Source organism: Frondihabitans peucedani (genome assembly GCF_039537585.1).
Classification (GTDB): Bacteria; Actinomycetota; Actinomycetes; order Actinomycetales; family Microbacteriaceae; genus Frondihabitans; species Frondihabitans peucedani.
In genome coordinates this window covers 63,426-77,605 of sequence record NZ_BAABAU010000002.1, presented here as the reverse complement: position 1 = coordinate 77,605, position 14,180 = coordinate 63,426, and the positions used below count along the sequence as shown (strand labels likewise).

At 64.5% G+C, this 14,180-nt stretch carries 13 protein-coding genes and 1 pseudogene; 7 read left to right on the top strand and 7 right to left on the bottom strand.

Features of this window, described 5'->3' with window-relative positions:
- Positions 1-73 precede the first annotated feature (73 nt).
- Entirely contained in the window at positions 74-1,051 is a 978-nt protein-coding gene (locus ABD733_RS11330) for an SDR family NAD(P)-dependent oxidoreductase (RefSeq protein ID WP_344796239.1), read from the top strand.
- Positions 1,052-1,351: 300 nt separating this feature from the next.
- On the opposite strand, the pseudogene ABD733_RS11325 reads toward ABD733_RS11330, so the two are convergent.
- Both ABD733_RS11325 and ABD733_RS11320 read right to left on the bottom strand, forming a co-directional pair.
- A pseudogene (locus ABD733_RS11325) lies at positions 1,352-2,047 on the bottom strand (NAD(P)-dependent oxidoreductase).
- The gene (locus tag ABD733_RS11320) at positions 2,044-2,541 is read right to left on the bottom strand and encodes a pyridoxamine 5'-phosphate oxidase family protein (RefSeq protein WP_344796237.1); all 498 of its coding nucleotides are present in this window, start codon (positions 2,539-2,541) and stop codon (positions 2,044-2,046) included. Before ABD733_RS11320 ends, ABD733_RS11325 begins: the two are co-directional and overlap by 4 nt.
- Here ABD733_RS11320 and ABD733_RS11315 point away from each other — a divergent pair.
- Positions 2,540-3,139 (top strand): MarR family winged helix-turn-helix transcriptional regulator, encoded by a 600-nt coding sequence (locus ABD733_RS11315; RefSeq protein WP_344796235.1) that lies wholly within the window; start codon positions 2,540-2,542, stop codon positions 3,137-3,139. The genes ABD733_RS11320 and ABD733_RS11315 overlap by 2 nt on opposite strands.
- Before the next feature lie 58 nt (positions 3,140-3,197).
- On the opposite strand, the gene ABD733_RS11310 is transcribed toward ABD733_RS11315, so the two are convergent.
- Positions 3,198-4,520: an FAD-dependent monooxygenase gene (locus ABD733_RS11310; protein ID WP_344796233.1), complete on the bottom strand. Its 1,323-nt coding sequence runs from the start codon at positions 4,518-4,520 to the stop codon at positions 3,198-3,200.
- Between ABD733_RS11310 and ABD733_RS11305 the strand changes: the two genes are divergently transcribed.
- Positions 4,519-5,121: a TetR family transcriptional regulator gene (locus ABD733_RS11305; RefSeq protein WP_344796231.1), complete on the top strand. Its 603-nt coding sequence runs from the start codon at positions 4,519-4,521 to the stop codon at positions 5,119-5,121. The two genes, ABD733_RS11310 and ABD733_RS11305, sit on opposite strands and share 2 nt — an antisense overlap.
- A 47-nt stretch (positions 5,122-5,168) precedes the next feature.
- On the opposite strand, the gene ABD733_RS17585 is transcribed toward ABD733_RS11305, so the two are convergent.
- The 4 genes from ABD733_RS17585 to ABD733_RS11290 form a co-directional block, all read right to left on the bottom strand.
- Positions 5,169-5,501, bottom strand: coding sequence for a DUF3024 domain-containing protein (locus ABD733_RS17585; protein ID WP_425552909.1), 333 nt, complete (start codon positions 5,499-5,501; stop codon positions 5,169-5,171).
- Positions 5,404-5,994, bottom strand: coding sequence for a recombinase family protein (locus tag ABD733_RS11300; RefSeq protein ID WP_344796229.1), 591 nt, complete (start codon positions 5,992-5,994; stop codon positions 5,404-5,406). The genes ABD733_RS17585 and ABD733_RS11300 overlap by 98 nt, the downstream gene beginning before the upstream one ends.
- Before the next feature lie 201 nt (positions 5,995-6,195).
- A complete protein-coding gene (locus ABD733_RS11295) occupies positions 6,196-7,551 on the bottom strand; it encodes a sensor histidine kinase (RefSeq protein WP_344796227.1) in 1,356 nt (451 codons plus the stop codon).
- Positions 7,552-7,588: 37 nt separating this feature from the next.
- Positions 7,589-8,281: a response regulator transcription factor gene (locus ABD733_RS11290; protein ID WP_344796225.1), complete on the bottom strand. Its 693-nt coding sequence runs from the start codon at positions 8,279-8,281 to the stop codon at positions 7,589-7,591.
- Positions 8,282-8,424: 143 nt separating this feature from the next.
- Between ABD733_RS11290 and ABD733_RS11285 the strand changes: the two genes are divergently transcribed.
- The 4 genes from ABD733_RS11285 (at position 8,425) to ABD733_RS11270 (ending at position 13,952) form a co-directional block, all read left to right on the top strand.
- Positions 8,425-9,036 (top strand): hypothetical protein, encoded by a 612-nt coding sequence (locus ABD733_RS11285; protein WP_344796223.1) that lies wholly within the window; start codon positions 8,425-8,427, stop codon positions 9,034-9,036.
- 272 nt (positions 9,037-9,308) lie between these two features.
- Positions 9,309-11,567 carry an ATP-binding protein gene (locus tag ABD733_RS11280; protein ID WP_344796221.1) on the top strand — a complete coding sequence of 753 codons (2,259 nt, stop codon included), beginning with the start codon at positions 9,309-9,311 and terminating at the stop codon, positions 11,565-11,567.
- 330 nt (positions 11,568-11,897) lie between these two features.
- The gene (locus ABD733_RS11275; protein ID WP_344796219.1) at positions 11,898-12,191 is read left to right on the top strand and encodes a DUF4193 family protein; all 294 of its coding nucleotides are present in this window, start codon (positions 11,898-11,900) and stop codon (positions 12,189-12,191) included.
- A gap of 592 nt (positions 12,192-12,783) precedes the next feature.
- A protein-coding gene (locus ABD733_RS11270; RefSeq protein ID WP_425552908.1) for an IS3 family transposase occupies positions 12,784-13,952 on the top strand; the annotation gives its coding sequence in 2 pieces (ribosomal slippage) (positions 12,784-13,075 and positions 13,075-13,952; 1,170 coding nt in all).
- Positions 13,953-14,180 lie beyond the last annotated feature (228 nt).

The following is a 14,180-nucleotide window of genomic DNA, read 5'->3' as shown; positions in this document are numbered from 1 at the left end:
ACCTGTACTTTTACGCATGTTTTCTGGATCCACAAGTATTCTTCGTCCACACTTCAGTGACGAGACTGGACCAATGATCAATCAGCAGATTTCCTTGGACACTCCCTTCACCGCTGCCTCGACTGCGTCCGATGTTCTTGCCGGACTCGACCTCACCGGCAAGGAGGTCATCGTCACCGGCGGTCACAGCCGCCTCGGTCGGGAGGTGACCCGCACCCTCGCCGCGGCCGGGGCCACCGTCACGGTCGCGTCACGAGATACAGCCCGCGCGGCCGAAGCCGTCGCGGGCATTGACGGCGTCCGCGTCGAGCAGCTGGACTTGACCGACCCCGTATCCGTCGACGCCTTCGCCTCGCGGTGGAATGAGTCGGGACGTCCGCTTCACATTCTCGTGAACAGCGCCGCAGTCCTGTTCGATCCGGAACTCCGACTCGATGCGCGGGGCATTGAACTTGCTTTCTCCACCTCTCACCTTGGACACTTCCAGCTGACGCGCGCACTTCTGCCGGCTCTCCGCGCGGCGCACGGAGCCCGCGTCGTCACGGTCACGTCCGGTGCGGCGCGCATCGGCGAGATCCGGTGGGACGACCTCAGCTTCAGCACCGGGTACAACCCGGTTGCCGGCTACGCTCAGTCGAAGCACGCCAACACTCTCTTCACCGTCGAGCTCGACCGCCGTTTCGCCGCAGACAACATCCGTGCCTTCGCAGTCCACCCCGGTGTTGTGATGGGCCCCGGCCCTCACGCCCCCGCCCGACTCGACTCACTGCGGGCACAGGGTCTCGTCGACGACAACGGCGAGACCATCATCAACCCCGAGGTAGGCAAGAAGACCATCGAGCAGGGAGCTGCCACGGTCGTCTTCGGTGCAGCAAGCCCACTGCTCGACGGCGTCGGCGGTGTGTACCTGAAAGACAGCGACGTCGCACCGATCGACGACGAAGTCCGACCAATGACGGCCAACAGCATCCCGGCCGACGCAAACTCGGCAATGCTCGACGGGGACGACGCATCCCGCCTCTGGCACCTGAGCGAACAACTCCTCGGCTAGTCATCGCGAGGCCCGTCCGACGCGTTGCTCACGGACGGGCGTCGCTCGCTATGAAAGCGCTAAGCGACTCCGGTCGCGACTGACCACACCCTTGAGCGTCTCGTAAAACTAAAGGTGTAAAGACATCTCACTGCTGTCCGACCGAGGGGCGCTATGGCCCACAGTTGGGCGCATATGTGGTGTCTTGTTAAGCCGTTTCGCGCCGGGCTGGGGATATTCGTGCGGGTCAGGCTTTTTCGAGACGCGCCGAAAGGTGGCATCGGGTGTCCCCGGGGACGGAGAGCGGTTGGCCCTACCCGGTCAGCGTTTGAGCATTTCGTGCCAGATCATGTAGCGGGCGCTGGCCGTCATGCCGGGGGTCGTCATCGCGGCGACTTTCCGGATGAACCGGTCATCGTCGAGTTGGTCCAGGAGCATCGCGGCGAGATCCTCCCGCGAGCAAATTCCACCTTCGATCCGGTCTTCCGCGACGGCGTACCCGGTGCCCGGCTGGTTGGTCAGTCCGGGCGGCCGGACGATGGTCCAGTCGAGGTCGCTGGCCGACACCGTGCTCTCCATCTCGGCCATGTCGTCTTACACGGTCTTGCCGACATGGTCTCGCATCAGCGCCCTGAAGAAGGTCCCGACAGGACCGGTCTGCTGAGGCGGCCCGAGCCCTGACGAGGTGACAACGATCAGCCGCCGCTTCTCGTAGCGGTCCATCGCAGCGATGAGTAGTCGTGCACTCGTTGAATACACCTTCACCGGCTGCCTGGTGAACGCAGCTCCGATCGTGCAGATGACGGCGTCGGCGTCCGCTACGGCAGCATCGATCACGGACGGATCGGTGGCATCCCCCGCGGTAACCTGCAGTCGCTCATGCCGGATCGGGAACGTCTCCGGGTGGCGCGTCAGAGCGTCGACTTGATGGCCGCGCTCAAGGGCCTGTTCGACGGTCCGCCGGCCGGTCGGCCCGTTCGCCCCGAGAATGAGGAGACGTGCGGAGTTGCCGGTCACAGTTCGACGGTGTCGTTGTGGATCGGGTCCTTGTCCGGGTTCTTTCGGACCGCAGCGCGCAGGGCCCCCGTGACGAAGGCGACAGTGCTGTTCGGGCCTTCCCAGTATTCCGCGCTGTCGGCTTCGACTTTGATCAGCGTCAGACCAGGAGTGTCGAGACCCTCCGGGAACCAAGCCTGGAGCACCTTCGAATACAGCTGCTCAGCCTTGGCCCGGTCATGGACGACATGGGCGGTGCCGGCGATGGAAGTCCACGAGTGATTCCCGTTGTCGGAGAAGGACACGTTTACCTCCGGCATGGTGCTGATCTGCTCGACCTTGGCCGAGTTCTCGTACGCGAAGAACCACAGGTCGCCGTCCAACTCGGCTTTCTGAAGCGCCATCGGACGGCTCACGTGCTTGCCCGCCGGCGTCATAGTGGTGAGCATGGCGACCTTCGCCTTGCTGACGAGGTCCGCCACGTGCTGGCGGTCGGTGGAGGTTGTGTCTGACATGGCGCACCCTTCGAAGAAGAAACAGTTTTCTGTAAGTTACGCCGTGTGCCTACTGTTGGAACTCAGGAAAGCTGAGAGGTTCGAGCGGTGTGAGCGAGAGGTGGCGCAGGTGGCGGCTGATGAAGACGGTGGTCTTGACGACATATTGACGTGGAACGCGGTCCGGGTGGCGCGGTTTCTCGGCGGACGGATGGCTGCACGGCTGGCGGGGCACGGGTTGAACCCGATCCACTTCGGGGTGCTCGCTTACCTCGCCGAACAAGAGGAGATGACAACAGCCGACATTGCCCGCTCCGTCCTTGTAACACCGCAAAGCATGTCGCCCCTTCTCGATGGTCTGGAACAACGCGGGATGGTCCGCCGGACGGGGGTCCGCGCTCGAGGTCAACGAAATCCCGTCCAAATCACGGCTGTCGGCCGAGAGGCACTCGCCACAGTGTGGGATATTGCACAGGCCACGAACGATCTCACGGACGCCGGTCTTACCGCCGATGAGAGCACGCAGCTAAACCGTCTCCTAAGGCAAGTCCTTGGTGCGACCAACGACACCGGGCAGTTGGACACTCGATTCGACGCCTCAGCCCAGATGGGGCTCTGAGAGATGCGCAGGCCAATGAGCATCACCCGCCGGATGCGAAGACCACACCCCGCGGGCGTCAGACCGCAGCACGGGCGGGTAGGTCGTCGTAGTCCGGCAGGGCCCAGGCGCCACCTCGGTCGGTCGACGCTCGTGCCGCGATACGTTCTGGTATTTTCAGAGCGCAGGCAAGTCGGAATGCCACTTGGAGCGCGGCAACACCGATCTTAGGTTTCGGCAACCCGAGGGCGAGCAGGCGTGGCTTAACAGCCGCCTGGATCTCGTCGACGAACGGCCTGAGGGTGGTGTCGTACCGGCGCAGAGCTCCTGCGAGGTCGTCCGGCGTTGCGGCGATCTCGCCCGCGAGGACAAACGCTCCGACGAGACCTCCAGAGATGCCCATGCCGCTGTAGGGGGATGCGCAATGCGCGGCATCACCAAGGAGAACAACCCTCCCTTTCGACCAGCTATCGATACGGACCTGCAGGACCTCTTGTGAGTAGAAAAACGGCGCCGTAGCCATGCCGTCAATAAACCGCTGCGCCTGCCAGCCGGCATCCCGGAACCGGTCACCCCAGAAACGTTGCTGATCCTCGATGGGGGCGCGGTGAATGGCGGAGGCTTCCTCTGACGAGTTCCGGAGCACAAAGTACGCCTGCGTCTCAGAAGGGTTATGGCTGCGACGCATGATCTGCCGCCCCCCGGCCGCCGGGTAGGTCTCCCGGACGTCCCCATCGGAAGCAACGCGGGGAACGAACCAGTACGCCATGTGCAGCCCAGTCCGCCAATACGGGTCTTCCCCCTCCGCCCTGATGGACCGACGAATTCTTGAGCCCTGACCGTCCGCGCCGACAAGAAGGTCGAATGTCTCCGCCGAGCCATCAGAGAAGTGCGCGGTCACGTCGTCACCGGTCTGATCGAAACCGTCAACGGACACCCCGAAACGATAATCGACGTTCTCTTTCGTCGCCCCGTAAAGGATGCGGACCAGGTCGCCCCGCATGATCTCGAACTCCGACGTGAGCGTCTGCTTGCCCCGACCGGATGTGTTGGCCATGATCGTTCCTAATTTCTTGCCCGCTGAGTCAACGAACGCGACCCCCGGCTCGTGGACCAGATTCGCCCGGACCTCATCCATCAACCCCATAGCTCTGATCACCTCGATCCCCTGCCCTCGCAGGTCGACCTGCGCACCCGTCGCTCGAAGCGCCGGGAACCGTTCGGCGACTGTGACCCTGTGTCCCGCCCGCGCCAACCAGAACGCCAGTGCGGGGCCCGCAACCCCGCCACCCGCAATAAGTACCTTCAGTGACTTCTTCGTGACCACAACAAACCCCTTCTCCCTATCAGTGATAGCTGACATCACGCAGTCTGCACCTATCGGTGATAGCTTGTCAACCATGGCCAAGATCGAAAGGGTCGCCGTTGTGCGCGAGGCACTGGCGCTGCTGGATGAGGTGGGGCTCGATGGGGTCAGCACGCGCGCCCTGGCTCGCCGGCTCGGGGTGGAACAGCCGTCGCTGTATTGGCACTTCCACAGCAAACAAGAGCTGATCGCGGCGATGGCCGCGGCCGCGCTCGAGCCTCACGACGAAATGCCCCTGCCGCAGCAGGGCGACGCGTGGAGCTCATGGTTCCTCGACAACTACAGAAGCTTCCGAAGTGCTCTTCTCGCCCGCCGTGACGGGGCAAGACTCCACGCCGGGTCCGTCCCGGACGTTGCATCACGAGATCGTTTGCTGAAGAAGTTCGCGTTCCTTGTCGAGTCAGGAGTTCCCCAGGCCGACGCCATTGCCGGGATGCTCGCCGCAAGCCGGTTCACCGTCGGTAGCGCACTCGAGCAACAAGCCAATCCCGATCTCGAAGATGAGCGCGAGATGAACCTGACCGTCCCCAGCCACGACCAAGCGTTCGAAGCGGGACTTGTCATGCTCCTCAACGGGCTTCAGCAAACCGCCTCACAAAAGATCCCGAATCGAAGCAAGGGGCTTGCCGTCCCATAGGTGCCCGCAAGGCAGCGAATACCAGCCGTTGGTTATAGGGCCGGCAATTATGCCGTCGCTGATCTCACTGTGGGTATCTCGGACATGACCCCGAGAGCGCGAGCCCGCCGGTTAGCGGAGCTAGCAAGCAGAGGCAGCCAGCCCCAGAAGATGGAGTCGCTACTACCGGCAATGACATCGAGCAGCTCCTGCATGTGCCGGGTCGCCGGCACTCGGTCGTACCGGTGGAACCGAACGTGCCGATCCCGCCAATACAGAGCCTTAAACCGTTCCAGGGCAAAGTCAGGAACCAGCACGAGCGATCTCCCGGGCGCGCCGGTAGAACGTCGACCGGGACAACCCAAGATCGCGGAGCACCCCGGCCGCGGCCTCTCCCCCATCGATCAACCGGATCGCGTTCCGAATCTGCCGGTCGGTGACCTTCTGCGGGCGTCCACCAAGATCCCCTCCCGAGGTGCGCCGCTTCGCGACGGAGTCCGTAATCCGTTCCCTTTTAATGTCGAGCTCCATCTGCGCCAGAGCCGACATGACCGTGAAGACCATCGACCCCATCGGCGTCGACGTGTCGACGTCCCCTCCCCCGAGGTTCAATACCCGAAGGCCTGCTGACCTGGCTCGGAGGCCCGCGGCAAAATCGAGCATGTTCTGCGTCGAACGACCCAAACGATCCAACGTCGTCACCACCAGGGTGTCCCCGTCATGGATCGCGTCGAGAGCTCGATCAAAGGCCGGCCTCGACGCTCGAGCACCCGAGACGCCCAGGTCAACATAGAGGTCGTCGCGGCGAACGCCAGCGGCCAGAAGGTCGGCTTCCTGCCGATCCGTCTCCTGCTGCCTCGTCGACACCCTCGCATACCCGATCAGCTTCCCCAACGCATCGCCTCCAGGTGTCCCAAAACCAACGATGAGCACACCAATTCAAGCAGATACTTTCAGCACATAGATATGGGAGCTTGGGCGTGCCGGAAATTCAAGCCACGTTGCGTTCAGATGACGCCCGCAGTAGGACATCCCATATCCCTAGGGATATGAGAGGGGCACTTCCCGCCAACCATGGTTCTAGCGCAAGAAGTGTCACTGCAACGGAAGCGTCACCTCAAAAATTGCCCCGCCGCCGGACGCTCGAGTAGCGGTGATGGTGCCCCCCAGGCGCCGTACCAGTCGTGCAGCGATCGAAAGCCCTAGCCCGGTGCCGACGGGCCGGTCGCCGCGGTAGCGGTCGTGGAGGACGCCGCGCTCGAACGCATCGGCCGTGTCGCCTGGGGTGAGACCGGGGCCCTGGTCGCTCACGGTGATTTCCGCACGCGGCACCGAGGCGTCCTGGGCCCGCGTGATGTCGGAGACCCTGACCGAGATGATGGTGCCGGCCGGTGACGCCCTCAGCGCGTTCTCGAGCAAGCCGTCGACCAGCTGTCGGACTCGCATCGGGTCGGTCGTGACCGGGATTGGCGACGGCGCGTGCACGTCGATACGTACCGACAGTGCGTCAGCCCGAGCCCGCCACGCGGTCGCCGACGACACGACAACTGCGACGAGATCGAGGGGTTCGGGCCGGATGACGAAGTCGTCGGCTTCGAGGCGCGCCAGCTCGAGCAGATCCCGGGTAAAGGCCTCGAGGCGCCCTGTCTCAGCCACGAGTGTTCGCCCGATCGTTGGCAGAGCAGCCTCGGGCACCAGCCCGTCGGCCAGAGCGTCGGCGTAGCCCCGAATTGCGGTCAGCGGCGTGCGGATCTCGTGCGAGATGGACATCAGGAACTCATGCTGGCGCCCCTCCGAAGCGGCCAGGGCGGCGTCGAGGGCTGCGAGGGCCTGCTCGATGTCGGCCACCTCCGCGATCCTCGTCTCGTCATCTCCGGATGTTTCACGGGCTGCCACCACACCGCGACGTCCGCCGGCAAGCTCTCGTGCTGACGCGGCTGCTCGACGGAGCGGGCGTGAGGCGAGGCGGGCCACCAAAATGCCGACGCCCACCGCCACGACAACACCGAGCGCCACGGCGATCGCGAGACGTTCGACGAGGCGGCGGTTCGCCGACTGCACGAGCGAGAAGTCCTGCGTGGCGACCACGGCCTGCGAACCCGAGATCGTCGTCCCCTCGACGAGCACGGAACGACCATTCGCGGTGACACGCTCGGAGACCGCGCCATTGCGAGCCAGCCGAGTGAAGGCCCTGTCGGAAACTCCTGCTCCTGAGGCGGGGGTAAGTCGCCCCCCCGGCCCGACAAGCACGACCCGGATGCCGCGAACGTGGCTGCGGTCGACGTTGCGCACGAGAGCGGCGCGATCGTTAATGGGCGCCGCTGCCACGACCTGGATCGTCGACCGCAAAACGTCGCGCGTCTGCGCCACCGCGACCTGGCGCACGAGTTGGAACGCCACGACACCGGTGGCGACGGCGGCAAGGAGGGCGACGCTGACGGTGGCGAGCACGATGCGCGACGCGAGTGACGAGCGACGACCCGCCACGTCAGCGTCCTGCCGACGGGGAATCCAGCGCGTAGCCGACACCGCGGATGGTGCGCAGACCAAACGCTTCGCCCAGCTTCGACCGCAGCTGGGCCACGTGCACGTCGACGGTGCGGCTCCCCCGGTAGTCGGCCAAGCCCCAGACCGCGGACAGCAGCTGGCTACGGGCGAACACCTGACCGGGGCTCGCCATGAGATAAGCGACGAGGTCGAATTCGGTCGCCGTCAGCTCGACTGGTGCGCCGCCGACCGTCACACGACGCTCACGCTGATCCAGGCGCAGCTGACCGAGCTCGAGCATCGTCGAGCGGCCGCCGAGGGCGCTTCGACGAACGAGGCCTTTGACACGCGATGCCAGCTCGCGGGCCGAGAAAGGCTTGGTCACGTAGTCGTCAGCACCGAGCTCGAGCCCCAGGATGCGATCGATCTCGGAGTCGCGGGCGGTGACGAACACAATCGGCGTCCAGTCGTCGGCGTCGCGCAGAGCGCGGCACAGCTCGATGCCGTCCATCACCGGCAGGCCGATATCGATGACGGCAGCGACCGGCCGCAGACGGCGGATCGCGTCGAGCCCGCTCTCGCCATCGCTCGACACGTGCACGGTGAAGCCCGCGTCGATCAGGTAGATGCGCTCGATGTCGCCGATGGCCGGCTCGTCCTCGACCACCACGACGAGGCCGCGGCTGTCGCTCATGACCCCATTCAAGCGGATGCGCGTCGCAGCCCCCGCAGCTTTACACGATCCGAACATGCGCCTGACGCTCCACCGACACAGCTCGAGCACGATGATCTCGGCGCCGATCGTCGGCGCACCCCGAAATGCAGGAGACCCACATAATGTCGTTCCGCCCTCTTTCGACCACCGCCCGCTTCGTGACCGTGGTCGCTACCACCTGCGCTCTCGCGGCCGGGGCGTCGCTCATCGGCGTCACCGCGGCCGACGCCGCGACGCCCACCTCGACCCCCACCGCCTCGTCGACCACCGCCTCGTCGACCACCGCGCTGGACGCCCCCAAGGCCAAGGTGACTCTCGCCGTCCCCTTCCGCGCCCTGAACCCCGCAGGCCTCCGCCAGCTCGTCGGCAAACTGCCGACGGCATTGAAGACCGACCTGAAGGGCCTTAAGGGCAAGAAGGGCATCGATCGCCGAGAAGCCGTCAAGGCGATCGAGACGAAGGCTCTCGACGGGGGCTATGGCACCGAGATCAAAAACGTCACCACCACGGCAGAGGCAGCCTGGAAATCAGTGCCCGCCGCGCTTAAGACCGACCTCAAGACGCTGAAGGGCATGGACCGCACGCAGCGCATGGCCGAACTGAAGAAGATTGATGCGAAGGCCCTGGCAGGCGGCTACGGCTCGTCGGTCGAGTCGTACGCCAAAGAGTTGCAGGCGGCAGCAGCGAAGCGCGCAGCCGCAGCTGCGGCACCCGCTCTTGGCGCCATGATCTAGCAACCCACAGCAGAACTTCAACGGGTTAGGTCTCTAACCACTCCACCCGAGTGTCCCAGAACCGGAGAGCCTCAAAACGCATGCATTTCAGGAGTGGCGAATAACTGCCTCCACACCTCGGACTTCCGCCGCGACTCCACTCCAACGGACTCCGACCACGTCCATGCCCCGTTTTGGGCCTAGAACCAGGATGACCGTGGCTCTAGCGTAGGGACCCGGGGCCAGGCCATGACCGGTGGCCCTGTTCCGACAAATGGGGGTGAACCGGTCCAATGCCGTTCACCCTTTCCACGATCCCGCCGCACTCTGATGGCGAGGGCTCGCTTTGTCTCGGCGTCGAGCGGGGCGTCGTCATCGTCATCAGTGTCGTGGGTTTCCTCCTGGCCCTGCTCGCAGTCCCGGATTTCTCCCACGATCACCTTCCTACGACCAGCCCATGGATGCTGGAATCCGTCGTCTTCGGGATGCTTCAGGTCGCCGCACCACCTCTCGCACTGACCAGAAAGGGCGCCCCGGCAGCCGTGTGGCTGTGGGTGTCGGTCGCAGCGAATGTAGCTCTCCTAGCGTTTGAGCCCTTCCTGCTCAGGACACCGCTGCCGGATGGGGCGACACCGTGGTTGCTGTCGATGGCTCTGGTCGGGTTCGGGTGTGTGGCTGTCTCGGAGAAGCGGCCCATTCGTGCGGCGGTGATCTGTCTAGGTCTCACGGCCGCGCTCACCACCGTTTACGCGGGCCGCATCCCAGCCAGTCACAGCATCATCGACGGGGTGGGCCTTGCCCTGCTGTCTTGCAGTCTGGTTGCGGGCATGAAAGTGCTCCGGGCCCGAGCCGACCGGGCCGACAGGATTGAACACGACGCTCAACTCTTGTTCGAAACACAGAACCGGCAAACGGCGCTGGAGAAGGAACGCACCGCCACGGACTCGCTGCTACATGACTCTGTTCTCGCGGCGTTCCTTTCCGCCGCCAGCGGCGAAGCCCCCGACCGGGCAACCAGCATGGCAGCGTCAGCACTGCGGGTCATTTCGGACACCAATGACCACCCGGTGATGCACGCCGCCACCATCCGGTGGGAAGACGCAGTCAAGAAGCACCTTGCCGAGTGGGAGCTTTTCCGCCCGCACGCGCGTATCGACCTCGCACCCCACCTCGACGTAATCTTGCCGCCAGCGACGGCGGATGCTCTCCTCGCGGCCGCTCTTCAAGCGCTGACGAACAGTGTCAAACATGCCGGCCCCGTATCCCACCGCTCCCTCATCGCCACATCGCTGCCGGGTGGCGGAGTGCAGATCTTGGTCTCCGACGACGGCAAAGGGTTCAACGCGTCCTCGATCTCAGCGGAACGCCTCGGCGTGAGGGTGTCGATCCTAGAAAGCGTCCATCAGGCCGGCGGCTCGGCAGACATCCGATCGATCCCCGGACAGGGCACCACCGCCACCCTCCGCTGGCACCCCCCGACACCGTCACAGACCTCAGGGAGCAAACCGAAGGCGGTTCGGATTGCTCTCATCCCGCAACACCAGATGCTCCGCATTTTATCGGCGGTGGTGATCATGGCGATCCTCACCGCGATCTCCGAAACCGCGTTGTTCTCCCGCGCCATCGGTCCCCTCATCGCTGCCGGCATCGGCCTTCTTCTCCTGCCGGCTCTTTTCCGGGGCGCCAAGACCGGGACCATGCGTCGGCTAACCGCGTGGGGTATCGCAGCTGGTGGAATGGTGCTGTGCTGCACCGCGACCATCGGTCTCGACCCTTCCGCGGTTAATGCCGGGTCCCTCTACTGGTACACCTGCGGCATCCTCGCCGGAGCCGTCATCGTCTGGACCACCGGCCACCCCGGGCCGCCCATCGTCACCCTTACCTTCCAAATTGCACAGCTCACTCTCTGGGCCGGTCCCACCGGCGCCATCCGGCTAGGGCTCGCCGCGGAAATTGTGATCGTCATCGCCGGCCTGATGATGCGGCGCGCCATCCGACGCGTGAGCGTCGCCGCAGACATCTCCGCCGACACCCAACGCACCCTCACCCTCCAACAAACACAACTCGACGCCTTCCACCTTGAACGCCGAGACCGCCTCCACCACACCCGCGCGACCGCGGCGCCCATGCTTCACCACATCATCAAGCAGCGCGGCCTGCTCGATCAGGTAGGCCGGACCGAGTGCCGTGTCCTCGAGCAAGCACTCCGAGACGAAATCCGCGGCCGACACCTGCTGAACCCGACCATGCGGGATGTCATCTCCACCCACCGGCGCCGCGGCGCTTACGTGCAAGTCCTCGACGACGGCGGACTCGACCACTACCACCCCGACACCCTTAACATCCTTATCGACAACGCGGCCGCCCAGATCAAACAGTTGCGCTCGGCCCGCATTATCCTCCGCACCGGAACCTCCGACACCGACACCGCGATCACGATCGTCGCGTCCACTCCCGACGAAACCGCCGCAGCCCTCGGCCTCGACGCCGACGACGACGTCGACCTCTGGGCCACCATCCCCCACCCCCACGAGGTGCAACTCGCCGCCTAGACACCAACAACCTTTACGCTCAGCCGAGCGTCTCAAATACGGTCCCGACCTGACATGGATGTCGGACTCGGCTACCAGGAAGCCCACTCCCCTAGCCGGAAGCCATCCCGTTTGGTTGATCTCCGGCAAGTCCGAAATGGGTGGGATACAGGAATCGACCTCGCTGCCGAGGGTGCTTCCGTCCACCGCAGACAGCAGGAAGGTTGCGACAAGCGCGAATAAGAGTATTTTACTCACTCGACGGCGACCGGGAATGAACACGTAGTCAGCGCTGTCTATAGTGGCGGCGGGCTGCCGCCCGACCACTCCCCCAGACCCGCAGGAGATCATATGGCTGCCGACTACGACGCCTCACGCAACCCACCGGAAGCTGACGACAGCGTTGTCTCGATCGACGCTCGCCCAACAAAGGCGACCGGTCTGGCGGCTGATCTCGACGATGGCGACTCGGCAGACGGATTCGAGCTCGACGCCTCCATCGTCGACGAAGCCCTCGACGTCGTCGTGCTACCGATCCAGGAAAACGAGTTCACCTGCATCGAGTGCTTCCTCGTACGACCCAGAATCCAGCTCGACCACGAAACAAAGCTCGGACCGGTGTGCGTGGAGTGCGCCGCCCTCTAGCCCGCACGCGACGCAGTCAGTGTCGCCTTTCGTTGAGAGCCCCGCGTACAACTGCCGCAGGACTCTCAACGGGACCCTAGAACGACGCCCAGCGGGTCCCTGCTTCGTGTCGTCTTGGGCTGTACCTCAAAGCAGCAATGCGACCGCCTATGGCGCCACCTGAGGGTGTGCAGACAGCGATTTGCTTTCATTCGAGAGCGATTCTGATCGACCGCGTACTGTGAGATCAGGTCGCCCCGGTCCTAGGTGCCTTTCCCTCCTGTCCGGCGAGTCGATGCTCAGTGCAGATTGCGACCTCATGACTTCTCTTCAACCGCGGCCTCCTGCGCCCACCACCCGGGATCATCACGAGTTCCCTCCCGGCTTCCGTGGCACCACTGCGGGAAAGGCAGCGAAACCCACCAGCACCTACACGGCCCTCCTGGCGAAAGTCCGCGACGCCGGCCTCCTCAAACGCCGCACCGGTTTTTACGTCACCACCTTCACCGTCGTGAGCGTGCTTCTGGCCGCAGCTGCGACCGGATGGGACTGCTGAGGGTTCGGTTGACTCCGATCGGTAGGAGCATGTGCTCCTGCTGGAAGGATGTTCATCATGGTGAAGGCCTATCCACCGGAGTTCCGGCGTGACGTGATCGCGGTCGCCCGCCGAGGCGAGGCGTCGCATCGACAAGTCGCGAAAGACTTCGGGATCTCCGAGACGTGCTTGCAACGGTGGCTTCGAGCGGCAGACCGCGACGAGGGGCTCGATCCGGTGTCAGCGTCGACCGCAGCTGCAAAGGCGGCTGAGCAAGCGGCCCTGAAAGAGGCGCAGAAAAGGATCCGGCTGCTCGAGCAGGAGAACGAGATTCTCCGCCGGGCGGCCGCGTATTTCGCTCAGTCCCAGCTCCCAAAATGAGTTACCCGCTGGTCCTTGACCTTGCCGCTGACGGGGTCCCCGTCACGGTGGCCTGCCGGGTGCTCGGCTTCTCGAAGCAGGCGTTCTATCGGTGGAGGAGCAACCCGGTCAGCCAGCGCGACTGGGACGACGCCCACCTCACGAACGCGGCTCTCGACGCTCATGAGGACGACCCGACGTTTGGGTATCGGTTCATCGCCGATGAGTTGAAGGCCGCTGGCCATCGGACATCGGAGCGACGTGTCTGGCGGTTGTGCTCCCAGCAGCGGCTCTGGTCGCTGCACTCGAAGAAGCGGGGCCTGAACCGCAAAGCTGGCCCACCGGTGCACGATGACAGGGTCAAACGGGAGTTCACGGCACCGGACGTGGACCGGCTCTGGCTCACGGACATCACCGAGCACGAGACGGCCGAGGGCAAGCTCTACCTGTGCGCTGTGAAAGACGCCTGCTCCCGTCGGATCGTGGGTTACTCGATTGACCACCGGATGAAAGCGTCCCTCGCTGTCAACGCGCTTCGGATGGCTGTCGACCGCCGGAGCCCGGCCGGCACCGTGGTTCACTCCGACCGGGGCAGCCAGTTCCGGTCCAAGAAATACGTCCGCGCTTCGAGCGAGGCGGGCCTGCTCGGCTCGATGGGAAGGGTCGGTGCGTGCGCAGATAACGCTGCAATGGAATCGTTCTTCGCGCTCCTGCAGAAGAACGTCCTGAACCGGCGGAAATGGGCCACAAGACAGCAGCTGCGGCTGGCGATCATCACCTGCATCGAGGCCAGCTATCACCGGAAACGACGCCAACGCGGCCTCGGCAAGCTGACACCGGTCGAATACGAAGCAATAATCAACCCCCAGACCGCAATCGCGGCCTAGGAAACCGAGTCAACTAAACCCTCAGCAGTCCCCATGGATCCAGTAAGTCAACCGGCAACCGATCAGGCAAGGCACACGCTGTCGCCTTCTGCTGGCACGGCAATCGCCCTAGCCGTCGACAACCCGGCCGGCTCAGTCTCTCCGGGCCCCTAGACCGGCAGGACCCGCCCCCGCCACTCCCCCACACGCGATGCGGGCGGGCCCTGCCCTTCACGAAGCTGCCGCCGA